This is a genomic window from Marinomonas rhizomae, assembly GCF_024397855.1.
GTDB lineage: Bacteria > Pseudomonadota > Gammaproteobacteria > Pseudomonadales > Marinomonadaceae > Marinomonas > Marinomonas rhizomae_A.
Map to the genome: position 1 here is coordinate 1,361,402 of NZ_CP073343.1, position 25,113 is coordinate 1,386,514.

18 protein-coding genes are annotated in these 25,113 nt (G+C 42.5%); 8 read left to right on the forward strand and 10 right to left on the reverse strand.

What is annotated here, in order from left to right; translation table 11 throughout:
- Positions 1-152: 152 nt before the first annotated feature.
- Positions 153-1,562 (reverse strand): aminotransferase-like domain-containing protein, encoded by a 1,410-nt coding sequence (locus tag KDW99_RS06345; protein WP_255828450.1) that lies wholly within the window; start codon positions 1,560-1,562, stop codon positions 153-155.
- A 236-nt stretch (positions 1,563-1,798) separates the two neighbouring features.
- Between KDW99_RS06345 and KDW99_RS06350 the strand changes: the two genes are divergently transcribed.
- The 4 genes from KDW99_RS06350 (at position 1,799) to KDW99_RS06365 (ending at position 3,457) form a co-directional block, all read left to right on the forward strand.
- Positions 1,799-2,005 carry a hypothetical protein gene (locus KDW99_RS06350; protein WP_255828451.1) on the forward strand — a complete coding sequence of 69 codons (207 nt, stop codon included), beginning with the start codon at positions 1,799-1,801 and terminating at the stop codon, positions 2,003-2,005.
- Entirely contained in the window at positions 2,002-2,610 is a 609-nt protein-coding gene (locus tag KDW99_RS06355; protein ID WP_255828452.1) for a LysE family translocator, read from the forward strand. Before KDW99_RS06350 ends, KDW99_RS06355 begins: the two co-directional genes overlap by 4 nt.
- A gap of 22 nt (positions 2,611-2,632) precedes the next feature.
- Positions 2,633-2,947 (forward strand): GIY-YIG nuclease family protein, encoded by a 315-nt coding sequence (locus KDW99_RS06360; RefSeq protein ID WP_255828453.1) that lies wholly within the window; start codon positions 2,633-2,635, stop codon positions 2,945-2,947.
- 108 nt (positions 2,948-3,055) lie between these two features.
- Positions 3,056-3,457 carry a VOC family protein gene (locus KDW99_RS06365; protein WP_255828454.1) on the forward strand — a complete coding sequence of 134 codons (402 nt, stop codon included), beginning with the start codon at positions 3,056-3,058 and terminating at the stop codon, positions 3,455-3,457.
- Here KDW99_RS06365 and KDW99_RS06370 read toward each other — a convergent pair.
- From KDW99_RS06370 to KDW99_RS06390, 5 genes are all read right to left on the reverse strand, one after another.
- Positions 3,432-5,414 (reverse strand): RecQ family ATP-dependent DNA helicase, encoded by a 1,983-nt coding sequence (locus KDW99_RS06370; protein WP_255828455.1) that lies wholly within the window; start codon positions 5,412-5,414, stop codon positions 3,432-3,434. The two genes, KDW99_RS06365 and KDW99_RS06370, sit on opposite strands and share 26 nt — an antisense overlap.
- Positions 5,411-6,418: a serine/threonine protein kinase gene (locus tag KDW99_RS06375; RefSeq protein ID WP_255828456.1), complete on the reverse strand. Its 1,008-nt coding sequence runs from the start codon at positions 6,416-6,418 to the stop codon at positions 5,411-5,413. Before KDW99_RS06375 ends, KDW99_RS06370 begins: the two co-directional genes overlap by 4 nt.
- Positions 6,419-6,510: 92 nt before the next feature.
- Positions 6,511-7,776, reverse strand: coding sequence for a response regulator (locus KDW99_RS06380; RefSeq protein ID WP_255828457.1), 1,266 nt, complete (start codon positions 7,774-7,776; stop codon positions 6,511-6,513).
- 346 nt (positions 7,777-8,122) lie between these two features.
- Positions 8,123-9,391 (reverse strand): response regulator, encoded by a 1,269-nt coding sequence (locus KDW99_RS06385; RefSeq protein WP_255828458.1) that lies wholly within the window; start codon positions 9,389-9,391, stop codon positions 8,123-8,125.
- A gap of 411 nt (positions 9,392-9,802) precedes the next feature.
- Positions 9,803-10,453 carry a 2OG-Fe dioxygenase family protein gene (locus KDW99_RS06390; RefSeq protein WP_255828459.1) on the reverse strand — a complete coding sequence of 217 codons (651 nt, stop codon included), beginning with the start codon at positions 10,451-10,453 and terminating at the stop codon, positions 9,803-9,805.
- A gap of 349 nt (positions 10,454-10,802) precedes the next feature.
- On the opposite strand from KDW99_RS06390, the gene KDW99_RS06395 reads away from it, so the two are divergent.
- On the forward strand, positions 10,803-12,359 hold the full coding sequence (locus KDW99_RS06395) for a methyl-accepting chemotaxis protein (RefSeq protein WP_255828460.1): 1,557 nt from the start codon (positions 10,803-10,805) through the stop codon (positions 12,357-12,359).
- Between the two features lie 107 nt (positions 12,360-12,466).
- Complete coding sequence (locus tag KDW99_RS06400; protein ID WP_255828461.1) at positions 12,467-14,254, forward strand: ABC transporter transmembrane domain-containing protein; 1,788 nt, start codon at positions 12,467-12,469, stop codon at positions 14,252-14,254.
- On the opposite strand, the gene glgX is transcribed toward KDW99_RS06400, so the two are convergent.
- The 4 genes from glgX to KDW99_RS06420 form a co-directional block, all read right to left on the reverse strand.
- The gene (gene glgX / locus KDW99_RS06405; protein ID WP_255828462.1) at positions 14,251-16,290 is read right to left on the reverse strand and encodes a glycogen debranching protein GlgX; all 2,040 of its coding nucleotides are present in this window, start codon (positions 16,288-16,290) and stop codon (positions 14,251-14,253) included. The genes KDW99_RS06400 and glgX overlap by 4 nt on opposite strands.
- A 68-nt stretch (positions 16,291-16,358) precedes the next feature.
- Positions 16,359-18,554, reverse strand: coding sequence for a 1,4-alpha-glucan branching protein GlgB (glgB, locus tag KDW99_RS06410; RefSeq protein WP_255828463.1), 2,196 nt, complete (start codon positions 18,552-18,554; stop codon positions 16,359-16,361).
- Between the two features lie 26 nt (positions 18,555-18,580).
- The gene (locus KDW99_RS06415; RefSeq protein WP_255828464.1) at positions 18,581-21,706 is read right to left on the reverse strand and encodes a glycoside hydrolase family 15 protein; all 3,126 of its coding nucleotides are present in this window, start codon (positions 21,704-21,706) and stop codon (positions 18,581-18,583) included.
- Positions 21,707-22,035: 329 nt separating this feature from the next.
- Positions 22,036-23,652, reverse strand: a complete 1,617-nt coding sequence (locus KDW99_RS06420; protein ID WP_255828465.1) for a methyl-accepting chemotaxis protein — start codon at positions 23,650-23,652, stop codon at positions 22,036-22,038.
- 215 nt (positions 23,653-23,867) lie between these two features.
- Here KDW99_RS06420 and KDW99_RS06425 point away from each other — a divergent pair, with 215 nt between their 5' ends.
- Both KDW99_RS06425 and KDW99_RS06430 read left to right on the forward strand, forming a co-directional pair.
- Entirely contained in the window at positions 23,868-24,302 is a 435-nt protein-coding gene (locus KDW99_RS06425) for a YqaA family protein (protein WP_255828466.1), read from the forward strand.
- 67 nt (positions 24,303-24,369) lie between these two features.
- On the forward strand, positions 24,370-25,101 hold the full coding sequence (locus tag KDW99_RS06430; protein ID WP_255828467.1) for an SPOR domain-containing protein: 732 nt from the start codon (positions 24,370-24,372) through the stop codon (positions 25,099-25,101).
- Positions 25,102-25,113 lie beyond the last annotated feature (12 nt).

Genomic DNA, 25,113 nt, shown 5'->3' on the forward strand with positions numbered 1-25,113 from the left:
TAAAAAAATTTTGTAATATTGCCTTACAGTCAATACGGTATTTTTACCTAATTATCCCGTCATTGGTTAGTGCTTTTAACCTTCTTTTCGTTTATTTACATTCCTCATCCGGCTATTCAGCTTGCCATGAGGTTGATGGCGATAGACTTAGTTTAATCTTTGAATTGCTTCAGTATTTTTGCCAAGGTTTTGATTGCCCATTCGCGTTTTTCCATACTTTGTTCACTGAAGTTGAGTCGAAAGCAGTTGCGATATTTGCCTGTGGCAGAGAATAGTGGACCAGGCGCAAAGCCTACGCCTTCTTCACGGCATCGTTCGACGAGCTTCATGCTGTCAATGCTAGGGTGTAGCTCTACCCATAAAATGAAACTGCCAGCAGGGTAGCTTACCCTTGTATCGCTAGGTAAGTAGGTTTTGATGACATGAAGTAGATGGTCGCGTTGTTGTTCGTAGTCTTGCCTCATTTTACGGATGTGTTTGGCATAGCCACCTAAGCGAATAAATTTGGCGATGGCTAGCTGTGGAAAAACAGGGCACATGGAGCTACTGACGTACTTAATGTGAGTCACCTTATCACGATAGCGGCCGGGTGCAATCCAGCCAACTCGCATTCCCGGCGCAATGGTTTTAGAAAAAGATGAGCACAATAAAACTCGCCCATCAGTATCAAAAGATTTTATGCTTTTAGGGCGTGGAAATTGATACGAAATATCCCCGTAGATATCGTCTTCTATGATGGCAATATCATAGCTTTGTGCGAGCCGATAAAGCTGTTCTTTTTTGTCCTCTGGCATGGTGTAGCCCATTGGGTTATTACAGGTTGGCGTAACAAAAATGGCTTTGATTGGCCATTGATCAAGCGCTAATTCTAGGGCTTCAAGACTGATACCCGTTTCAGGGTGAGTTGGAATCTCCATCGCTTTAAGGGTAGCCGCTTTGATCGCTTGCATGGAACCATAGAAACTTGGAGACTCGATGGCAATAATATCGCCAGGCTCTGTGACAGCTCGTAAGCAAACCGATAGTGCCTCTTGGCAACCTGAGGTGACGACTAAATCGTCAGGGTGTAGCTGACAACCTGATGCGACCGCTAGGCGACAAAGTTGCGAGCGTAATTCTTCTGTCCCTCGGATATCGGCATAACCAAGGCCGAGTTCAGGTTTTTGTTTGGAGAGATCAGACAAGGTTTTGAGTAAGGGTTTTAAGGTGGTTGCTTTCATATCCGGCATGGCATGTTGCAACTGCACACCTTTATTGCCACTGCGATTCATTAACATGTTGAGCACTTCTTCCCATTGGGAAACTTCTAGTGGACGCTGCGGTGGCCTTGAAATGCTTGGCAGATTGTCTTTTTTTCGTGAGCAAACAAAGTAGCCAGATTTCGGTCGAGCTTCTACCAGTAACTCTTGTTCAAGCTGTCGATACGCTTCTTGTACGGTGGAGATACTGACACCATGTTCTTGGGATAGTTGACGTACTGATGGCAGTTTATCGCCAGACTTATAGAAGTCATGCTGTATGTGCTCTCGTAAGCGATTGGCAAGCTGTTGATAAAGTGTCATAGCATCCTTCCTTAAAAACGTTGGTGATATCTGTATCGATTATAAGGTGTAGACGTGTCACTTATGACCATACAGATTGGGAGTTATTGAACCATACAGTGGAACGAAATGACGAACTGTATGTTTCAATATGTGATTTATTGGATCTGTATTGTATTTCTTCCTTCTTTTAAAGTAGTTACTCATACACATAGCACTATGAAATTCTGATTTGTGCGACTTAAAGGGAGAAGGATATGTTAGTTGTCGGCGTATTTGCTTGTATTCAAAAAAGTGTAGAGCGTTTCAAAACACGTAGAAAATTAGCGTCTATCACCGCTCAGCAGATAAGTGACATAGGTATGACAGCAGAGATTAAAGAGATGGAATTAGCAAAGGCTGGCATCATGGGGTTTCTACGAGATGTGCTGTTTTATATTAAAAATAAAGGGCGGATATCATGATAGATGTGTCATTTTTTTTAGCGCTTGCCCTGTTTGCTTTTGTGACTTCCGTGACACCAGGTCCTAATAATATTATGTTGTTGGCTTCTGGTGCCCAGTTTGGTTTTCGTCGAACGTTACCGCACATGCTGGGGATTGTTCTGGGAGTTGCCAGTTTGCTGTTTTCAACATTGCTTGGCCTTGGTGCATTATTTACCTTGTATCCGCCTTTGTACAATGTATTAAAATGGGTCGGCTGTGCTTACTTGCTTTGGTTAGCATGGAAAATTGGTAGTGCGCCAGTGGGTAACTTGGACGCTAAAAAATCATCTTCTGCCCCAATGAATTGGTGGCAAGCTTTGCTTTTTCAATACGTTAATCCGAAGGCGTGGATGATGGCGATTGGCTGTGTTAGCTCTTTTGCTATTGCGGGTGATTTGTATGTCCAGTCTGGTGTTTGGATGATTGTTTTGTTTGCAGCGATGGGGTTTCCGGCCATTTCTATTTGGGCATGGGCTGGTGTGAGTATTCGCCGTTGGTTAACCGATCAAAAGCGTCAGCGAATATTTAACTATTGTATGGGAATTGCCACGGCCTCGACGTTATTGCTTATTATTGGCAATTGAGCGCTCATGAGAGGAATATAAAGTGACAGATAAACGGGAAGAGCAAGGTGTTTCTAAAAATCTGGAGTGGAGTCTTTATATGATAAAGACTCGCTTAAATACCCTTTATACTGGCATTAGTACCGATGTAGATAGACGTTTCAAAGAACATTCTGGTGCCAACAAGCGAGGCGCTCGTTATCTGAAAGGCAAAGGGCCACTTGAATTAGTGTGGCAACAAGCTGTCGGTTCAAAGAGTGACGCATTAGTACTGGAGCATAAAGTGAAAAAATTAAATCGGCGTCAAAAACTAAGTCTAATAGAAGGCGGGTTAGATCTTACGTCACTTAGCCATTGAGTGCGAAAAAAGCGAGTCTATCAGGCACAATATAAGCTTGTCTTTCCGGTCGATCATTCGTAGCATGTCGTATATTCTGTGACGGCTTGCACTAGGAGGCAAGGAGCTATGATAAGTCATTTTGATCACATCGTTTTGACGGTAGCAAATATAGACAAGGCCGTGTCTTTTTACGAAACCGTGCTAAAAATGGAGCCTGTTACTTTTGCTAACGGACGCAAAGCAATGCGCTTTGGCGAGCAAAAGATCAATCTTCAATTGCTGGGTCAAGAGCTTCGTAATCATGCTATGGAAGGGGCTGGCGATTTATGCCTGATTACCGACTGGAACATGGATGAAGTGATTGATCACTTGAAAGGTTGCAAGGTGACTATCCTAGAAGGCCCTGTTACCAAATCTGGAGCACTGGGGCCTATCCAATCTGTCTATTTCAATGATCCTGATAATAATCTCATTGAAGTCAGTGTCTACGAAGAGCCGCTTTCTAACGACGAGCAAGAAGCTGAGTAACGCCTTCCAGTATTGATTCATAACTTCGTTCTTCAAACTTACCAAAACTGCTAAGTTGTCGGGCTTTGATTTTTGTGAAAATAGGTTGTGTTAAACCTGTTAAAAAGCGTGTTATCAATACGGCTGTGATTTGTGTTGCTGGGCTTTTACTTCCAACATGTTGAGAAAATTCTCGAACGTATTCAGCTAAACTACCCAGCCATTCTACGTCGTTATTTATGCTTGTTTGTTGCGATAATTCGAGAATGTTTCCGCGACAAACTGAGCAATGCCCGCAGCGCTCAGGTGCGTTTTGATCACCAAAATAGCGCGCTAAGTTATGATTCAAACAACGATCCAATTGAAAAAAACGAATCATGGTCGCAATTCGTTCAATCTCAGCGTTTTGTTTTTCTTCCACATACTCATGCAATTGGCTGGCTAATGTCTGGTGATGAAAGTGTTCTGTATGGACTTGGTAGACTTCGGTTAATCCTTTACTTTCAAGTGTCAGAACATTGTGGTCCGCTGCGAATTCCAAGACTTGTAGCACGTCTCCCCGAGATAACCCTGCTTCATTAAACAGTTTGTCAAAATCAGGTGTGCCCCAGATTTTTTTATACTGGATGCTTTTTAGCAGTGCTTGATAGGCGGCTTGCCATTCAGCTGGAATCTGGCTAGCAAAAGCGACTCTATCGCCTTCCCATTTTATTTTTACATCCGCGTAAAAACTGTATTTTGGCGTGATGGCGTCCAATAATTCAAGCTGTACCAATAACGTTTTTAACGGCAATGAGCGAATGTTTGTATGGTTAGATAATCCGTATAACTGTGTTTCCCATTCGTCTGCAACGGTTTCCTCAGTAATAGTGCGAAGTAAATTATTTATGTTCTGAGGTTCTGGTGTATCTCCGTAAACAAAGTTTTCTAAGGTACTTAAGCCTTCTAAGTTAGCAAGTAAGACGCATCGGCTTGGTTGGTTGTCACGCCCCGCACGGCCAATTTCTTGGCTGTAGTTTTCAATGGATTTAGGAAGATCAAAGTGCACGACTAAACGAATATCGGACTTGTCGATGCCCATGCCAAACGCAATGGTCGCAACGATAATACGTGTCTTGCTAACCGTGGCTTTGTCATTCATGAAACGGGCTTGGATAGCGCTGCGGACATCACTACTCAATCCAGCATGATAAGCTTCAGCAGAATAACCATCGGCTTGTAAAGCACGAGCGACATCTTCGGCTGTTTTCTGCTGAGTCACATAAACAATACTCGCGCCTTGGGTTTCGTTGAGTATGTTTTTTAAGGCGTTTAGTTTTTGATGGCTTTGAACGGGTATAAGATCAATGTCTAAATTGTGTCGATAAAAGCCAGTTTGCACAATATGTTCAGGATAAATTGCAAACTTCTGTGCCATGTCTCGCTGAACTCGACGTGTTGCCGTGGCGGTTAACAGTAAGACTAATGGGATGGCCAGTTCTTGTTGGTAAGAGGGCAGTTTTAGATAATCAGGCCTGAAATTATGGCCCCATTCGGAAATACAATGTGCCTCGTCTACGACTAACATGGAAATGGGAACACGCTTGATAAAACGACGAAAACGTTCATTTTTAAAGCGTTCTACCGAGATCATTAAAATCTTGATAGCGCCACTTTGCACGCCAGACATAACCGCTTGGCTTTCGTCCTTGCTCTGGCTGGAATCTAAACACGCGGCAGGAATGCCTTTTTCGGTTAAAAAGGCTAGTTGGTCATGCATTAAGGCAATCAACGGTGAGATGACTAGTGTCAAATTGGGCAGCTGAGTGGCGGTAAATTGGTAACACAATGATTTACCAGAACCTGTTGGAAAAACCGCAAGAGAAGAGTGACCTCGAAGGAGTTGTTCAATGGTTTGTTTTTGACCTTCACGGAATTCGTTGAAATCGAACAAAGAATGTAGCGAGTGTTCTATTGGTGCTATATTTGAAGGTGTCATCGTGAAATTTGTCCCCATTCTAATTCGCAGTTCTTTAATTCGTTTAGGTGATTCATCCAGTAATCTTCACTGCCAAACCAAGCAAAGGCTTTAGTGAAAGCGGGATCATGCCAACGGCTTTGCAGCCACGCAGCGTAATTAATAACTCGCACGCATTTGAATACATCGACCAAATCCAATTCGCGCGTTTCAAAAGGCAAATAGGTTTCATAGCCTTCAATTATTTCACTTAACTGTTGTCTGGGGTTTTCAGTTTGTGTGATATGTAACCACAAATCTTGAACGGCAACGCCATTCTGACAGTCATCAAAATCTAATAGGTGGAATTGTCCATCTTGCAGCATTAAGTTACTGCGATGGCAGTCGCCGTGTATTGGGCGCAGCTGAGAAGGCCAATAGCGCTTTATGCTGGCCTCGCACTTTTCTCTTAGTGTTGTGATTTGCTTTTGATAAATAGGCTTGAGTTTTTCGGGTAGCTGTAATGCTTTGGCAAGTTCCGCTTGTCCAAATAAAGTACGACCGGTCAAAATTTGATTCGCAGCATCGTCCATTTGCGATAATGGGGAGACACTGATGCGATCTTTAAAAGCGTCTGTTTGCAGACTTTGGTGTAGACGGCCAATAAGTTCGCCAATTTGATAAAGCTGATCTAGATTGTCTGCTTCTGGATGCTGTCCAACCAATCTTGGAGACAAGCAAAAATACATGCCTTTGTGGCTAAGTAAACTCTCTCCATTAAATTCTAACGGCGCCACAACTGGAACGCCTGCGGCTTTGAGCTTTAATAGTGTTTGGTGCTCTTCTCTAATCTGCGCTTCGTTCCAGCGTTCAGGGCGGTAAAACTTTGCTATAACAGGTGAGGCGTCTTCGATACCAATTTGATAAACCCTATTCTCATAACTGTTTAACGGGTAAATGCGAGAGTCGCTCCATAAGCCAGTGGACTCTACCGCATCTAAAATGACATCAGGAATAAGGGACGAAAAGGCGTGAGTAGCCGTCATAAGGGATGCTCTGATCGTAAATAATATAAATAGGGCGTGTCTGTTAATAGCACCAACACAAATATGCGGGTGACGATAACGGTGTGAGGGGATTATAGCAAGCCGAGGTGTTTTTTTAGTGTGTGTTTTTGAGCTTCGGTAAGAGGAGAGGCTTGCCCTGTTTTGATCAGATGGCTCCATTGATGCCAAGATTTAATGGCTTCACCTGTATGGTTACGAGCAAGGTGTTGTTTTATTTCTATGCGAAAAGAGTTAGATATTGCGGCTGGATTATCTTTACCAAAAGAGCGCAAGCGAATCAGTGTGCGTTTGAATTTATCGGCCAAACGGGAGCTTTCAGAGCCGCTGATCATTAAATTGGTTAGGCATGTCAGGTATTCATAGTAGAACTCTGCCTTTTCATAGCTGGTTTTTTTAGTTAAACGAATGACTCTGGAATAGGCATTTTCAGCCGTTTCCCAATCTTGCAGTTGCATGCTAATTTCTGCCAAGCGAATCACTCGGTCAGAGGAGCGTGGGGAAACCTTTAATGCGTTTATCATGGTTGCCTGAGCGTCTTCTAAGTTTCCTAACTCTTCATAGGCATCGCTCAGTAAATCATAGGCCGACATAAAGTGGCGGCTCGAATTAATGGTTTGTTCTAATTTGGCGGCAGCAGCCACCATAGCGCCAAGTTTAAATTCACACAGTGCGATTCCAAAATGAGCCCAAGCAAGTTGTTTGTTTTGCTGGATCACAAGCATGTAATGTTTTTTAGCTTCTTTATAATGGCCTCGAGCATAGAGAGACTCCCCAATAATTTTTAAACATTGGCTAGCAAAGTGAGGGTATTGCGCCATTATGTTTCTTGCTTGCGCTTCCATTGTTTCGAAATCATTTGCTTTTCGAGCGTTGTTAATGCTTTCAAAGATTTTTTTTTGTTTTTGGACTCGCTCGAATCGCCGGAAAAAGGCAGCTGGAGGAAACGGTTTAACTAAATAGCTATCAGGTTGAAACTCTAAGGCACTGACAACACTTTCGTAAGCTGTATCAGCAGTGATCATGATAAAAATGTTGGAGTAATCTTGAGAATAGTTTTTGCGTGAGGCTTCTAAAATTTGCTGACCATCGACACTACCACCAAGGTTGTAATCTGATAAAACGACATCATATTGCCTTTCAAGTATCCGTTTGAGAGCGGATTGTCCAGATTGCTCCACATCAATATTGGAGTAGCCCAATGACGTCATTAACGATTTCAGCATTAGACGCATTTCACCAAGATCTTCAATGATCAAAACGCGTTTTTTAGACATGTCCATAAGGCCATGTTGGATATCTGTTTTACTTTCAACGCCAAGGGCGATTACATCTGTCAAAGGTTCAATCCGAGTAGTGATTCGTTTCAATATATTTAGAGATTCATTTATATCATTTGCAACGCGAAAAAACTCATCGTGAAGGTTGTTTAATGTAAAAAAACACCTAAAAAAATGATTTTTTTATTGTATAGCAAAGAGTTATTTGGCTTCTATTTTTGTTACAGAGTGTAAGTTTAAGTTGTTTCACTTTAAATATATGTTGTTAATGATACTGCTTTACTTTATGCGCTTTCGTAAAGATAGAAAAACAGTGATTAGTAAGCGAATTAGCAATGTGTTGTTGAAAATGATTGTCAAGCTGACTAAGAGAGTAAACTCGAAGGGAGTTTAGCTGGTAAAAAAGTTATAACAATCCAAGGCGTTTTTTTAGGGTAGTTTGTTGAGCGTCAGTGAGCTGTGATGCTTGCCCTAACTCTATTAATCGATTCCATTGCTTCCAAGATTTAATGGCCTCGCCAACATGATCACGATCAAGATGTTGCTGGATTTCTATGCGAAATGAGTTTGATACAACCGCGGGGTTTGTCTTGTTGAAATTGCGAAGTCTAACAAGAGTGCGCTTGAATTTGTCGGCCAGCTGTTTTGAATTATCCGAGTCATTTGCCATCATGTTGGTCAGGCATTTTAGATACTCATAATAGTGCTCAACTTTTTCAGAATTGCTCTCTCTAGTTAATCTAATTAATCGTCCAAAAGACTGTTCAGCATTGGGCCAATCATTTAATTGTGCGCTTATCTGAGCGAGTCGTAGTATTCTATCTGAAGAGCGTGGTGATACTTCTAAAACACTTGTCATCACGGCTTGTGCTGCCTCAAGATTTTTTAAATGTACAAGAGCATCCGCTAGGAGGTCATAAGCAGATAAAAAATGACGGCTAAGACTGATTGTTTCTTCTAGTTTTTTGACAGCGGAAATGACAGTCCTAAGTTTCAACTCACACAAGGCTATTCCATAATACGCCCATGCAAGATTCTTATTCTTATGAATAATTAACATGTAGTGTTTTTTAGCTTCTTTATAAAAACCGCGAGCATAGAGTGACTCTCCAATTATCTTAAGACACTGGTTAACAAATTGAGGGTGTTGAGACATGACTTCTTTAGCGAGTACTTCCATCTTCTCAAATTCATTATTCTTACGAGCAAGGTTAATACTCGCGAAGATTTTTTTTTGTTTCTTAACTCGTTCAAATCGACGAAAAAAAGCAGCTGGAGGGAAGGGCTTTACAAGGTAGCTGTCCGGCTGATATTCCAGAACAGTGACAACACTTTCATAAGCTGTATCTGCGGTGATCATTATAAAAATATTGGATTGATCTTGAGAGTTGTTCTTGCGAGACGTTTCTAAAATTTGTTGACCGTTTACACTGCCACCAAGGTTGTAATCTGAGAGAATAATATCATAGGATACTTCTAGTACTCGTTTGATCGCAGCCTGCCCAGACGGCTCAACATCGATATTCGAATATCCTAAAGAAACCATAAAAGACTTAAGCATGATGCGCATTTCACCAAGATCTTCGATAATCAATACGCGTTTCTTTGATCGATCGGTCACTTTTTTAGGTACATCGGTCGTATTTTCAATGCCAAGGGCGATTACATCTGTCAAAGCGATACCTGACTTTAATAAGTGTTTATAAAATTTAATTTCTAATTTATATCATTTGAGAAATTAAAAACTTATTGGAATCGTTATTTAAAGTTATCATCTGTAAGTGATAGTTTTTTTTCTCTTTTATATCAGTGGTTTTTTGGAAATTAATATTTGTTACAGAATGTTAATTAATCATCGTTTTTACATATCGAAAGGGCTTCAATAAGTATGATTATGTTATTTAGAAATAGGCGAATAGTGTATTTCTTGGTGTGAAGTGTTTCTAAAAAAATAAGACAGTGTAGGTGTAAAAAATCGAAGAGAGACTTTTTACACCTTAACGTTTTAAGACAGGCCTAGCTTGAGTTTCAATGTGAGCTCTTGGTCGTGTGTCATTGATGAGGCTTTTACGAACGAATGTTATTTCTAATGTAGTAAATTCGCTGTGAGCACAAATATGTCCATGTATCCTTGGTCATCATTAGTGGGTGTAATTGGTTGAGCGCTGTGGAAAAACTTACGATCGTTTAGAACGACAAATTCACCTTTATCAAAGTCATGACTCATTAGAGCAGGGCTATTTTTGTCTAAGTGAATATTAATATTCCCCCCTTCGATATTATGACGCTGCATTACGTATATTCCGATGCGATCAAAACCGTCTTGATGTACACCTTCAGGTGCAACTTCTGCACTTTTATGGTCTGCAAAAATGCGCAGCTGGTGCACCTCGATTGTTGTGCCATCTGCCACACTGGCCATGTTTTGGAAATGCTCAAACAATTCAATAAAGGCAGGATCTAACACTATGTGGTCATCAACTTCTTCATAGTGTCGGACGACATTGCCTTGAAAATGGTTGATGTTTTCATCTTGTACGAAGTCCTTGGAAGGTAGGCGGTTTAGTTTTCCTTGCTCAAAGGTAAAGCGAGAATAGCGACGTAAGCGGAATTCGCCATCCGCGTAAGGGTTGGCAGGTAAATGATCAAAAGAAGGGGCAAGGTGGTTCACACTATCTGGTGTTAGTTGCCCTAATTCCAGGTAAAAGGACTCTGTCTTAAACTTGTTAGTGATCATGATATTTATCCTCAATTCATACGTTGGCAGGTTGTGCGCAACGGCTTTCTTGTTTTTGTTGTGCTTCGTGAGCTCACTTTCTAGTGTAGTTGGATTGTCGGAGAATTTTTCTGCTTTTTATGTGTCTAAAAAACAAAAGTTAAGATATCTAATCTAGGTTTTTGTTTTTTTTTAGCATTGCCAATCTAATTTTTTGAAAACTTACTTCTGATGATCGCTCTTGGCCGATAGCAAGTATTGTTGTTTTTTTCTGTGAGACTTTAGTCTTATGCGCTTCGTTTTGTGTTGACCTTCTGCTTACATAACTTAACACTGGAAAAAAATAATAATTAAAAGGAAGGAAAAGGCGATGGTGTATTTCCAGTTATGTGGTGTGTTTGGGCTTCTCATACTTTTTATCGTTGGCTATGTGCAAGGCTCAGTGCCTGTGTCTTATGTTGGTATTGGCATTTTGTTATGCGCTTTTCTGATTATCCCAAAATGTATTCGCAAAACACCGATAAGTATTTCGCAAGACTCTGATATTAAGGACGATAAAACCTTTTCTGAAGTCAGTGAAACTGTCACACGGGCTACCTCTAAGATGGCAATGGGGGCGGCAGAGGTGTCTCACTTTGTTGATACACTTAGTAAGGACATTCACCTTACTCGAGACGATAGCGAGCAGATATCTCAGGCAGTAGAAACGCTATCTAACACGGGGATGACATTGTCGACCAACTTAGGTCAGCTAGCTCATACGATGAGCGATACGGCTAAATCGAGTCGTACTGCTCAAACGGCTTTGTCACAAAGTGCCGATCAGATTCATGAACTAACGGGAAAAGTACAAGCCGCCAGTGAGCAATTGGCCTTGTTAACCAAAAGTGCTGATGACATTGACACTATCACAGCGGTTATTAAGGGGGTGTCTGAGCAAACTAATCTATTAGCGTTAAATGCTGCCATTGAAGCGGCTCGTGCCGGTGAACAAGGGCGAGGTTTTGCAGTAGTAGCAGATGAAGTGCGTGCATTAGCGGCCAAAAGCGCCGATGCCTCAGAGCAAATTTCTAGCCTTTTGGCCGATGTTCGTCGTAACAGTGAACTCACCAATAATGAAATGTCATCATTGAAAAGTCTTACTGAGTCTCTTTCTAGTACCTTATTAGGAGAAACTCAGCGTTTTATTTCGTTAACAGAAGAGGTTCAGCATGCCTCAGGGGTTCTGTCAGAAGTAGAGAGTGCCGGAGAAGAGCTTGGTACAGCCAGTACTCAGATTAATGGTTCAATTTCGCGAATTAGTGGTGCTTTGCAAGACATTTCTCAGCGTAGTGATAAATTGTCCAAAGAGGCATCGGGTTTGAGTAATGGAGCTGAAATCGTCTTTAGAGAACTTGATAAGGTTGATCAATCATTATTCTTTTCTGAATTACTGATGGTGGCTAAAACGGCAGCTCAATCCATAGGGCAACTTTTCGAAGAAGCCATTCAAAAAGGCGAGTTAACAGAGCAAGTTGTTTTTTCTAAAGACTACCAACCAATCAATAACACCAATCCACAGAAATACAGTACGTCTTACGATGCCTTTAGTGATCGAGCGTTTCCTGCTATTCAAGAAGCCATATTGGAAAAGCATGAGCAGGTGATGTTTGCCGGTGCTGTAGATGTGAATGGCTATTTTCCAACCCATAACAAAAAGTTTAGTCAGCCATTAACGGGAGATTACGAAAAAGATTTGGTAAACAATCGCAGCAAACGTATTTTTAATGATGCTACTGGCAGTCGTTGCGGTGCGCATACAGAAAGCTTTTTATTGCAAACCTATAAGCGTGATACGGGAGAAATTCTTCATGATCTTTCCGTGCCTATTTTTGTCAATGGTAAGCATTGGGGTGGTTTCCGTATGGGGTTCAAATCGGGCGCCTGATTAAAAAGTGTTTAGCAATGAGCCATCTCTACTCGGTATTTACCCAGTTGCGATAGCTCAGATACGCTATAGTGACGGTCATTATTACTTTGTGGTGGTTTTGACAGATGAACAAGTCGGAAAAAGTTGATAGCGGAATAAAAACACTCCTGCCTTTTTTGCGTCCATATCGACGCCAGATGGTAATGGCCTTGATTGCCTTGGTCGTTACCGCTGGTACCATGTTGAGCTTGGGTAAGGGTGTACAATTCCTTATTGATCAAGGCTTGGCTTCTGGATCGGAAGCGGGTTTAACTCACGCCCTGATTATTTTTATCGGTTTGGTGTTTTTATTGGGTATTGGCAGCTTTTGTCGCTTTTATCTGGTGTCATGGATAGGTGAGCGCGTGGTGGCGGATATTCGTCAAGCCGTTTTTGCTCACCTGCTTACCTTGTCTCCTTCCTTTTTTGAAGACAATTCTCCAAGTGAAATTCAATCCCGTATTACCTCCGATACCACACTTTTGCAGAGTGTGATTGGCTCTTCTTTATCGATTGCTTTGCGCAGCAGTTTGATGCTGATAGGTGGGATCTTATTCTTATTGGTGATGCATTTTAAACTCACGCTTATTTTGCTGACTTGTGTGCCTTTTGTCATTGTTCCTGTGGTGTATTTTGGACGACGAGTACGCCGACTCTCACGTGATAGCCAAGATGAAGTGGCCAATGTCGGGCGCTATTTATCACAAGCACTGCGCCATATAAAAGTGGTACAAGCTTTCACTCATGAAAAACATGATGCTCAGCGTTTTTCAGCCACGGTTGATCGAGCCTTTGATGTGAGTGTGAAACGTATTCAACAACGTTCTTGGCTCACTTTAATGGTTATTTTGCTTTCCATGAGTGGCATTGGCGTGATGCTGTGGTTTGGCGGAAAAGATGTCATCTCTGGTGCCATCAGTGCTGGTGATCTGGCGAGTTTCTTATTTTACTCCATTATTGTTGCTGGTGCCGTTGGTGCTATTTCCGAGGTTATGGGCGAGCTGCAACGGGCTGCGGGTGCGGCAGAGCGTATAATGGAATTGCTCAGCGCTAAAAGTGCAGTGGTCAGTGGATCTAGCGAATTTTCTTCTCAGGATATGGCTAAGATCCGTCAAGGCGAAGCAATCATTCAGTTTAAAAATGTCGAATTTCGTTACCCAACAAGACCGGATTATGCGGCGTTAAAGAATTTGTCGTTTTCCATTAAACAAGGCGAGATGTTGGCTCTAGTTGGGCCATCAGGTGCGGGTAAGTCGACTCTATTTGAATTGCTTCTGCGCTTTTATGATCCTCAAGAAGGCGGTATTTACTTGGCTGGCGAGAACATTAAAGCGTATTCCTTAGAGGATTTACGTCAGCGCTTTGCCTTGGTGCCACAAGAGACGGTTCTTTTCGACCAAACCGTTTACGATAACTTGGGCTATGCCAATCGCAACGCCAGCAAGGAATCGATTCAACATTCCGCAGAACAAGCCAATGCCCATGAATTTATTACTCGTTTAGACAAAGGCTATGAGACGCGTTTAGGGGAAGACGGCGTGCGTTTGTCTGGTGGCCAAAGGCAACGTGTAGCCATTGCTCGGGCGATATTAAAAGACGCTCCGATTTTGTTGTTAGACGAAGCAACCAGCGCTCTAGATGCGGAAAGTGAAAACAAGGTTCAAGCGGCTCTAGAACCACTTATGAAGGGAAGAACCACCTTGGTGATTGCTCACCGCTTGGCAACTGTGTTGAATGCAGATCGAATTATTGTGATGGAGCAAGGGGAAATAATCGCCCAAGGCACGCACAGTGAATTACTTGCAACCTGTGCCTTGTATAAGCGATTGGCGGATTTGCAGTTTAATCAAAATGACGACGTTCGGGCTGATTAAAACTTACCCACAAAAACACCTCGGTAAGCGCAATGGAGAGCACTGTTTTTGATGGATAGACCAGGCGTTTGGTAAAGCGTTTCAACCTCGTCATTGCCTGTTGGTAATGGAACGCTCAGTGGTGCGTCGCTGCTGTAAAAAACAATCCAAAAGCTGTTAGAAAGATCCGCGGGTGTGAGCGTTAATGCAATAAAATGTCGGCTGTCATCCGCCCAGTTTTCGATTGACATTGGTTCGCTATGTTCGTTTAGCCAATGGATTTTATCCGATGTTGTGTGTTGATAGAGTGGGTCGTCTTCTAAGCGAATTTCAGCCAAAACCGGATAGCTTTTACGTAATGCCATCAGTGTTGCTATGGTGTCTTGGATTGCTGTTCTTGCATGGCTTGTTGCCGTATCTATGTCTTGCCAAGTTTGCCAAGTAATGTCGTTGTCTTGGCAGTAGGCGTTGTTGTTGCCTTGTTGGCTATGGGACAGTTCGTCACCACCCAAAATGTGCGGTGTACCTTGGCTTAATAATAACGTCGCGATAAAACATAATTGCTGATTTAAGCGTTTCTGTTGAATCTCTTGGTCGTCTGTTTCGCCTTCGGCACCAAAGTTTTGGCTAATATTGTCACCATGGCCATCTCGATTTTCTTCCATGTTGGCGAGATTGTGACGCTGATGATAAGACACCAAGTCTTTCATAGTGTAACCATCATGATAAGTGATGTAGTTAACCGAATTAAGTGCGCTCTTTTGCCCTTTATGGAAAAAATCTCTTGATCCCATAAGGCGAGTTGCGAATTCAGGTACTTGAGCGCCATCACCGCGCCAGAAACGACGAATGGTATCTCGGTATTGGTCGTTGCATTCGAGAAAGCCTCTGGGAAATTGCCCGACTTGATAGCCGTTTGGACCAATATCCCAAGGTTCCATGACAAGGCAGGTTTCGCTTAAAACAGGATCTTGGAGAATGGCTTGTAATAACGGTGCTTTTGCCGTGAAATCGTGATCAGTTCGACCAAGATCGACACCTAGATCAAAGCGAAAACCATCTACACCCATGACATCGACCCAATAACGCATACTGTCGCAGATAAGACGAATGCTGGTGGGGCTATAGGTATCGATACAGTTACCACAGCCCGTGTAATTCAAATATTGGCCATCTTGGTGGCGATAGTAGCGTGCATTGTCTAAGCCTCGGTAACACACGCTGGATTGGTCTACTTCACTTTCAGCAGTGTGGTTATACACCACGTCTAAAATCACTTCAAAACCTGCTTGGCGTAATCCATCTACCATTTGTTGAAACTCAACAATCGCGTCTTTTATGGCGTAAGAGGGCTCTACTGCAAAAAAGCTAATCGGGTTATAACCCCAATAATTGTTGAGTTCTAATTGCTCTAAATGACGTTCTGTCATGAAACTGAAGCAAGGCATTAACTGGATTGTGGTGATGTTTAGGCTTTTTAAATGTTCAATGCCAGCGGAAGATATAACACCAAGATAAGTACCTTGCAGCTCGCGTTCAATGGGCAGGTTTTTACTGAAGCCTTTAACGTGCAATTCATATAAAGCACGACTTGAAGGGGTGACTTTTATTCTTTCAGGACGACCTGACTTTGCTTCGATAGTGCGAACAATCGATTTAGGCACACAATATGCGGAATCGGTTTGGTGTGCTTGGCCTTCTTTGGTGATCGCGGCTTGATCTTCGTGCCAAACCAGTTTGGCGCTTAGTTCTTTTGCATAAGGGTCAATCAGCAGCTTTTGCTTATTGTAGAGTTGTTTCAGTTCAGGTTTGAATTCGCCTTCTGCCCGTAATCCGTAATGCTGGCCTTCTGTTAAACCGAGCACTTCCATATACCAAATCCCTTTATTTTTATTAATAAAAGGTATTGGCTCCTGTTCATTGCCTTCGTTATCAAACAAACACAAATTTAACTGGATGGCATCTTCAGCAACCACGGCAAAGTTAACACCGTCTTTGGTGACGGTAGCACCTAGAGGAAAAGGGGAGCCATTGGAAACGTGTTGCGTTTGGTTCATGAATACCTCTAGATGCTGTGGTCGAACTGTTGCTTTGCTTGTGCTGATATTTAGGTTTGAACTTAAGGCTAAGACTCGCTTAGCCATTTTAACAAAACACCAGCCAGTGGTGGCACTTGCAGCTCAATGCTTTGGTCGCGGCCATGACTGACAATAGCCTGTGTATCGTATTCTTTGCTTTTAGCGAAGCCACTGCCAGTGTAGCTTGTCTCATCCGTATCCATGACGACTTGGTAGCGGCCTGATTTGGGCACACCAATACGGTAGTTGCCATGGGGGGTTGGGGTGAAGTTAATCACAGCCACAGTGTGTTCATCACTGTTTTTTGCTTTGCGGGCAAAGGCTAAGATGCTGTTGGCGCTGTCGTCGTAGCTGATCCATTCAAAGCCTAGATAAGAATGATCAAACTGCAAACTCGCTTCGTTTTTATATAGATGGTTTAAGTCTTTGGACAGAGATTGCTGGGCCTTATGGTAATCCGTGTCTAACAAGTGCCAATCCAAAGAGCGCTCATGACTCCACTCTTGACCTTGAGCAAACTCGTTGCCCATAAAGTTCAGCTTCTTACCTGGATGGAAATACATGTAAGCCGAAAATGCGCGCAGATTGGCGAATTTCTGCCAAGCATCCCCAGGCATTTTTGTGATCATTGAGCCTTTACCGTGTACCACTTCATCGTGAGAAATTGGTAGTACAAATTGCTCATCAAAAGCATAAACCATGCTAAAACTAAGCTCGCCTTGATGATGTTGGCGATAAATTGGGTCTTTTTTTATGTAATCCAGAGAATCATTCATCCAGCCCATGTTCCATTTGAAACCAAAGCCCAGACCATTCATGTAAGTTGGTTTAGATACGCCTGGAAACGCAGTAGATTCTTCCGCGACAGTAAAGCAGCGCGGATGATTCAGATACACGGTTTCGTTTAAACGGCGTAAGAAATCAATGGCTTCGTAGTTGTGATTGCCGCCGTCTTTGTTGGGAATCCATTCGCCGTCTTCACGGGAATAATCCAGATACAACATAGAGGCCACGGCATCAACGCGCAATCCATCGATATGGAATTCTTCTAGCCAATAAACGGCATTACTGATTAGGTAATTTACAACGTGTTCTTTACCAAAATCGTAGATCAACGAATTCCATTCTGGATGCCAGCCTTTTTTAGGATCTGGGTATTCATATTGCTTGGAACCATCGAAGTTCGCCAAGCCATGACTGTCTGCAGGGAAATGTGCTGGAACCCAATCCATAATCACGCCGATATTGGCTTGGTGAAGCGCATCCACGAGGGCTTTGAAATCTTCAGGCGTACCGAATCGAGAGGTTACCGCATACAAACCAACAGGCTGATAACCCCAAGATCCATCGAATGGATATTCGGTAATAGGCAATAACTCAACGTGCGTGTAGCCCATTTCTTGGATATATGGAACCAGCTGATCTTTTATTTCCAGATAGGTTAGCGGCTGATTATCCCCTTTGCGACGCCATGAGCCGATGTGCAATTCATAAATGCTCATGGGTTTTTCATAAATGTCTTCGATAGGGCGTTTAACCCAAGTGTCATCTTGCCAAGCGTGCTTATTATCAAAGCAGGTTACGCTGGCAAAGGACGGATATTGTTCAATACGCTGCGCGTAGGGATCGCTACGATGAGGAAGAATGTCGCCGGATTTCGCGCGAATCTCGAACTTATAACGAGCACCGTGATTAACATCTGGAATAAACAATCGCCAAATGCCATCACCATTACTCGACATAGGATGAATACGACCATCCCAAGCATTAAAGTCGCCAACCACAGAGATGGAACGAGCGGCTGGTGCATAAACGGCAAAGCGTGTGCCTTGAATAGTGAGTTGATCATTTACCTTGGCAGCAGCACGAATCGCTCCTTGGCTTTTGTATTGACTCGCTTGATGGTGCTCAGGGTCGACAAAAGTCGTATTAGGAAATTGATAGGGATCAACCATTGTATACGTGCTTTTGTCTTTATAAGTAATTTCAAGGCGATAATGAAAGCGCGTATTTTCTTTTGGCCATTCAGCGTGAAACAGGCCTTTGTCATTGGTCTCGCTCATTGTGGCGAGTTCTTTATCTGAGTCTATGGCTAATACACGAATAGAAATGGCTTCTGGTTGCCAAACCAGTAACGATAAACCTTTTTTAGAAGGAGATACTTGTAGTCCTAAACAGCCAAATGGGTCTGAACAATGTGCACTCAGCACATCATTAATTAGGGCGTTTTTTATTAAATCCATTCACTTCTCCAGCAAGAGTGAGCGTGTTAACTCGATGAGTGTTGGTGCTGATGACTGTGAAGTTTGCTCACTGCCCAACGCAAATATTGGTTTACTTTGTTTGGTGTTATTTGTGCAAATTCATCCAATGCCGCTTCTGCTCTACTGTCTTCTGGATGTTCTGCTTGATGTTGCTTAGCATGATCCAAAGCGGCTTGAGTAACTAACACGGGCAAGTTGATTTCTTGCTCAAATTTGCAGTTTTTATGTTGCTGGCAAAACTGTATGAAGGCATATAAGCCCTCAAAAATTAGGCTCTTGTACCAGCTAGGATGAATGTCTGATGTTAAGGTCTCGATCAGCAGAGCAAAGGTATCTTCGCCTGGTGTCATTGAGCTAAGAGCGCGTTTACAATCTAACGCGGTATTGCTCTGCGAATCACCAAATACAATGGTATTTGCATGGCTTAAGCTTCCCCATAACTGCAATAACATAGACTCAGGTAGCTTAGTGATCATACCTTGCTCAGAACGCCAGTCAAACCAGTCGACGTCTTTCATCTTGCTTTGTGCATCAGTACTGTTGTGATAGCGCATGTTGTTCGCCACATGGGCGTACTCATCGTGCTTCTGTTGTAACACTTGAGTGAGTGCTTCGTAAAGCTCGCTAGGGGAGACCTTAGATAATGTGTCAAAAACTGGCGCGTCGTCTTCAGGATCAAACTGTCGAGCGCAAAGCATGGCCAAGTTATGAACACGAATAGTACGCACGCCAGAGAAAAACTCCGGATGTACTTTAATTAAAGTGCCTGCAATCGCTATTAACTCGTGGCAAATGACCAAGCCGATTGGCGAAGAGGAAACACTTCTAAGCATGTCCAAAATGGCATCTTGGTGCAGAGGCGAATGAATATCGACTTCTGTTTCGGGTGTTTCACCAATGACTAATAAACGCTGTCGAACCGTAATGTCGGCAATATAGGTTGCTAGATCGGTTGATGGTTTCAAAATGAGAGAATACATCTGTCGAGCTGGGCGCCAGTTCTCTGAAATTAGTGCTTGCAGATAGACACTGTTCAATACTTTATAAGCGGTAATGGCGGGCGTTGAATCTGGTATGGTGTTCATCAATGCACGGCGTCCCCCAAGCTCCATCAAGCAATCGACCGCTTCGTCTAAGCTTGGTTGATCTACTAGGCGAGCAAGCAAATCATCGGTTTCGGCTGTATTTATAGCAGCAACATCGTAGGGCTTTGGTTTGTCAGCTAAAGGCCAAAGTGTATCGTGAACAGGGAAATTTGTTTCTAACTGTTTATGGTCAAGCGAGCTAATGATAATGGCGCGTCTATTACCTGACTTGAAGGCATTTTTAGCTGATTGAGGAATGACGCGGAATTCTTCATGTTCCCGTTTTTGCAATAAGCGAATAAATTCAAATAATTCGTCACTGCCTTTCATTTCGCTCATGGCTTCATCAATAAGTATGCTGAAAACGGCATTCGCTTGATAGTACCAATGGTCAGCGATGGTTTTTAATTCGTTACGAATGTGTGCTTGGAATAGGCTAGGGTCAATTTTTCTGTAGTCTTTGTCTTCGTTTTGAATCCAAGATAAACACAAATAACTTTCGTCATTGATGCTAAACGCCTGAGAGGTAGCCAAGCTATTTAAAGCTCGATTTGGGCGACCTTTTAGACCCAATGTTTCAGAGGCGCCAAGATGACGGTAGGTTTGAACCAATTGGTCAGCACTGATGGCTTTAAGTGGTGCAATGTCCTCTAAGGTTTGGCAAAGACAGCCAGCATTTATAAGTTTTTGTTTGACCTTGTCATTTTGTGCCAAGATAACCATCGAAGTGGTGACTTTGTTTGGTCTGTGCTGAATACGATGCAAACCAAGTGGATCTAGATCGTCAGTCGTTATGAGCTCTTCATCGAGCATTTTGCCGACTAAAAACAGACTTTGCGCCCAAACCAAAGGTAGATTGTCGTTAGGCACACGTTTTTGAGAGCCCGGTTTTTCTTTCTCCGCGAGAATATTTTCTTGCGGCACATAATAGAGTTCTGGCAACAGCATTTGACCGTCTTTTTCGACCATCAACGATTCGAGTTTATGGCGGTAGAAGTTGGCACTTTCCCAGTCTCGGGCAAATAAGCGGTCGATATAAAGATAAGTGAAAAATAGCGGCCATTCGGACTCTATGTGTTCAAAGTTAATCAGCTCATCGTATTCGTAATAAATTCGACTCTGGTCTTCCAGTTCAGATTGGTGACCATCTAAAAGAAAGCGCTTACAGCCATATTCGCCACCCAGTTTGCTAATGATTTCTTTACGTGTGCGACGTGTTAATTTTTCATCGTTCACTGCAAAGGCAGGGAAGCCAATGATACTAAGAATGGCGCTGTCGACTTCTTTGGAGCGAGATTCTTTAGGTAATAAGGATTGTAATACCGATCCAGCTCGAGCAACCGCATCCGCAAAGGAATGCACGACCGCCCATTCAGGGCCTTCTTCACCAAATAAATTTAATCCATCCATGGCTTCCATGGCGGCTTTTGCCATACCTACAGAGCTGGCGTTTATTTCAGCCTTGCCATTATTTACCTTATTACCACGCTCCCAAATACCATAATCTGGGGTGCGATACGTACGAGAGATATAATAAATAAGGTTTTGGATGAAGTTGAATTCATCTCGAGAAAAAATCAGCTTGCTGCCCGCTTTGGTCATTTGAGCCAACATCAGCAAATAAAAGCTGGTGGCATCAATCTGTAAATGGCCCCAAGCATCATCAGCGACGGCTTCTAAACCGGTTTTTGTATCGTATTTGGCGTGCAGTGCGTCTTTTGGGTCTAGGCTGTGCTTGAAGGCTTCCACTTTATGGGATTGGCGCATCATAGCGAACAGTAAGCCGCGCATCATTTTTATGCAGGCGAACTCAAGTTCATTGGCACGTTTTTGTGGATTGGACGCTCGCTTGTAGGCCAGATGTAGGGCCCAAACGGCTTGAATACTGTAGACATTATCTCGCACCCAAGCATCGGTGTAGTTACCGTGGTTATTAATGCTTGTGCTAGCAGGAAAAAGCCCTGTTACTGGGTGCTGGCGGGTTAGTATGACCGCTTGGATATGTTGATAAAGAGAATCTAGCTTATCTTGCGTATCAGACGCCATGTTCGATCCTTTATAAAACTCTGTTGTTTAGGCCTAAAGCTCAGTTCGTACTATAGTACTAATTAAGTCTAAAACCACTATACCCAAACATAATGTGACTCACCAAGAAGTTAAAGCAGTAAAGAAGCTTCTTTTTCACTTAATTTTTTTAAATGTCGAGATTTCAATCAAGTCAGGCATTTATGCACAATGTTTGAGCATAAAATCGAGCTTAAATGCAGTTTAAGGTGCGTTGTTTAATGTTTTATGACGCAAGGATAAGTTTTAGAAGAAAGAAAAAGAGGTCATGATTTTTTAAGGTCATCACCTCTTTCTATATAGTAAAAAAATTAAGTACTGTACTGGTGAACCAATTGACGTAATTGGCTGGCGCAATCTTGTAGATTGTTTACCGATGTTTGAATGTCTGTGGAATTGTGATTGGTTTCTTCACAAATGCTTGCAATGCTTTCGAGTGTCTTATTGACGGTTTGTGAAGACTCAAATTGTCGATCAGCGGCTTTGCTAATACTGCTGTTCAACTTAGAAATAGAAAGTACGCCATTAGCTATTTGAGTAAAGGCTTGTCCTGCCTGTGAAGTTTGTTCAGCACCTTGGTTCGCTGTACTTCTGGCGGACTCCATCACTTCAACAGTATTTAGTGTTTGCTGAGTCAATTGATCGATTAAACCGCCAATTTCTGTGGCTGCAAGTTGTGAGCGCTGGGCAAGTTGACGAACTTCGTCAGCAACAACCGCAAAGCCTCGACCTTGTTCGCCAGCACGGGCTGCTTCAATGGCTGCGTTTAGTGCTAGCAGGTTTGTTTGATCTGCCACTTCGGCAATGATGCCTAATCGATCATTAATATGAGTCACGTCTTCGCGCAATTGTTGAATCTGTTTCGCGGCATCGCCAACTTCAATAGAAAGTTGCTGAATATCTTGATTGGCTTTATCCATGACGCCAAGGCCTTGTTTGGAATGTTGGCCAAGCTCTTGTGTTGTGTTATTGGCTTGTTCGGCAATGGCAAGGGTATCTTCAACCGAGGTCATTACACTTTGCATCAGCTCTGTTGCTTTGCCTGTGTTGGATAATTGTCTGGCGACACCTTGAGCTGTTTTAGTGGTCGAATTATTCGTTTGGCCAACGATGCTGTCTAAGGTCTCGCTGGAATGGCTAACATTGCGCACGATGGACTGAAAGTCATTCATCATACTGTTAAATGCTCGTGCCATTTCGCCCATTTCGTCTTGACCAGTAAACTCAACACGCTGTGTAAGATCGCCTGAGTGTTGTACGGATGTCATTGTTTTGCATAGAGAGGTCACACGACTTGTTACCAAATGGATAATATACAAAGCGGTCCCGCCGACCAATACGGTCAATAGACCCACAACAATGGCATAATCTATTAGCGCTTTTAAGAAGAAGCTGATCACGGCATCCATAGACGCGGTAGCGATAATGGTCAGGTTCCAAGGGCTGAATGTAGATGCGCTGGCAATCATTCGATGAACTTTGCCATCATTACCTTGATACTCAAATTCGATAGTTTGATAATTCTTTTTAGAAGTCGATGCCTGCGCTTTGTTTAGTTCATCAATGAGCGAAGAGGGCGATGTGCTGCTACGATAAGTCGCTGGAGAATTGAGTAAAGCTCGACTGTTTTTATTGATGATCCATAGGCTCTGTTGATCACCATAACGGAATTCAGACAGTAGTGAAATAGCTTGTTGTTTGGCTTCTTCAGCGGTTATTTCACCATTGGTTTGTTTTCTATAAATAGGAGATAGTGTGGTGTTGACGATATCTAAAATATCTTGCGTTCTATCTTTTCGAGCGTCTACGTGGCTGTTAAATAGCGAAGAAAGAGAGACTAGAATCAGGGCCGCTGTTCCCATGGACATAAGTCCGATAATAGCCCATAACTTGTAGCGAATTTTTATATCGTTAATGCGATCCAGCATGCCAGCTCCGTTATATTGGGATTGGTTATTAGTCTTTCGACACGAGACTTTTGAGAATTAGTACATGGAGCTATTTAAATAGCTGATGTATATAGAAAATGGCCATACTCTCTAGAGTAAGTGTTTTTTTATACATTGCCTAGTAGATAAAATTGAGCTGAATCAATGTTTTTGTATTTAACGAGTAACTTAATAAAAGTAGATAGAGAGAAACAGTGTTAGATTATTTGTTCATATTTTTGGTTTCTTTTTTGTCTGCTACTGTCTTGCCTTTGGGGTCGGAAGGCTTGTTGCTTTACTATGCAAATGACGTCAATTTGTCAGTATTCTATCTATGGCTTTGGGCAAGTTTGGGGAATACGCTTGGTGGTTTAACAAATTGGTTTCTGGGCTTATATTTGGTGCGTTTTGAGCACAAAAAATGGTTTCCAGTGACCCCTAAAACGCGACAAAAAGCAGAGCGTTTTTTTAATAAATACGGCGTCTGGAGCTTATTATTTACTTGGTTACCTGTTGTCGGCGACGGGATTGCTTTAGTATCAGGAGTGTTACGCACACCTATTTGGTATTTTTTACCTTTGGTTTTGATTGGCAAAGCAGCTCGTTATGCCTTAATTTTGTGGGGACAGTACTTGCTATTTGCTTCATAGAGAGCCGCCTAAATCGGTGTTTAATAGTGAGCCGTAAGATTTAATGATGTACATGGAGAATAAAAGAATGGGAATGTCCAAAAAACTGATTGTGGTGATGGCTGGATTATCATTAGCTGCTTGTTCATCGGTTGGTGATAAAAATACCTTTATGACCTACGAAGATTTGCAAACCAAAGTTCGTACTCATGATGAGCAATGGCAAGCAGTGCAATCGAAGTTAGATCGTATTGATGAGCTAGAAGCGGAAGTGGCGGCACTAAAACAAGGCAAGGCATCGCCTGTCGCACCTGAATCAATGTCAGATGATAGGGTGGAGAATAACTTGATAGCTGACGAAAGTATGGCTGCAGTGAATGTCGCACCAGCAGTTATGCAAGCGCCTATTGAGGGACAAACTGATAATTCAGACTCTATGGCTGTTAGCGCAGAAGAAAACATAGAGATGAATAAAGCGGCACCTCCGGTTGTTGCTGCCCCAGCTATGTCTTCACCTACCATGTCTGATCCACAAGCAACTGCAAAACAACAAGACTATGGTGTTCAAGTCGCTTCTTATGCTAATCGTGATGAAGCCATTCGTGGTTGGAATGTATTGTTGAAAAGCTACCCAACGTATTTTGATGGTTTAGTGCCCTTGGTTAACCAAAAGGAAGTAAATGGACGCACTATGTATCAGCTTAAAGTGGGTCCATTTTTGAATAAATCCTTCAGTTCTGACTTTTGTAAAATGCTCAAGGAAAAAGGCAAAGACTGTTTAGTGACTCAATATAATGGCGAGACTTTCGCTAGTAACTAAATTGCTTTAATA

Excerpts from the sequence above, each read along its gene's own strand:
- KDW99_RS06345 (WP_255828450.1), bottom strand. The coding sequence starts at position 1,562 with ATGACACTTTATCAACAGCTTGCCAATCGCTTACGAGAGCACATACAG.
- KDW99_RS06350 (WP_255828451.1), top strand. The coding sequence starts at position 1,799 with ATGTTAGTTGTCGGCGTATTTGCTTGTATTCAAAAAAGTGTAGAGCGT.
- KDW99_RS06355 (WP_255828452.1), top strand. The coding sequence starts at position 2,002 with ATGATAGATGTGTCATTTTTTTTAGCGCTTGCCCTGTTTGCTTTTGTG.
- KDW99_RS06365 (WP_255828454.1), top strand. The coding sequence starts at position 3,056 with ATGATAAGTCATTTTGATCACATCGTTTTGACGGTAGCAAATATAGAC.
- KDW99_RS06370 (WP_255828455.1), bottom strand. The coding sequence starts at position 5,414 with ATGACACCTTCAAATATAGCACCAATAGAACACTCGCTACATTCTTTG.
- KDW99_RS06375 (WP_255828456.1), bottom strand. The coding sequence starts at position 6,418 with ATGACGGCTACTCACGCCTTTTCGTCCCTTATTCCTGATGTCATTTTA.
- KDW99_RS06390 (WP_255828459.1), bottom strand. The coding sequence starts at position 10,453 with ATGATCACTAACAAGTTTAAGACAGAGTCCTTTTACCTGGAATTAGGG.
- KDW99_RS06395 (WP_255828460.1), top strand. The coding sequence starts at position 10,803 with ATGGTGTATTTCCAGTTATGTGGTGTGTTTGGGCTTCTCATACTTTTT.
- KDW99_RS06400 (WP_255828461.1), top strand. The coding sequence starts at position 12,467 with ATGAACAAGTCGGAAAAAGTTGATAGCGGAATAAAAACACTCCTGCCT.
- glgX (WP_255828462.1), bottom strand. The coding sequence starts at position 16,290 with ATGAACCAAACGCAACACGTTTCCAATGGCTCCCCTTTTCCTCTAGGT.
- glgB (WP_255828463.1), bottom strand. The coding sequence starts at position 18,554 with ATGGATTTAATAAAAAACGCCCTAATTAATGATGTGCTGAGTGCACAT.
- KDW99_RS06415 (WP_255828464.1), bottom strand. The coding sequence starts at position 21,706 with ATGGCGTCTGATACGCAAGATAAGCTAGATTCTCTTTATCAACATATC.
- KDW99_RS06420 (WP_255828465.1), bottom strand. The coding sequence starts at position 23,652 with ATGCTGGATCGCATTAACGATATAAAAATTCGCTACAAGTTATGGGCT.
- KDW99_RS06430 (WP_255828467.1), top strand. The coding sequence starts at position 24,370 with ATGGGAATGTCCAAAAAACTGATTGTGGTGATGGCTGGATTATCATTA.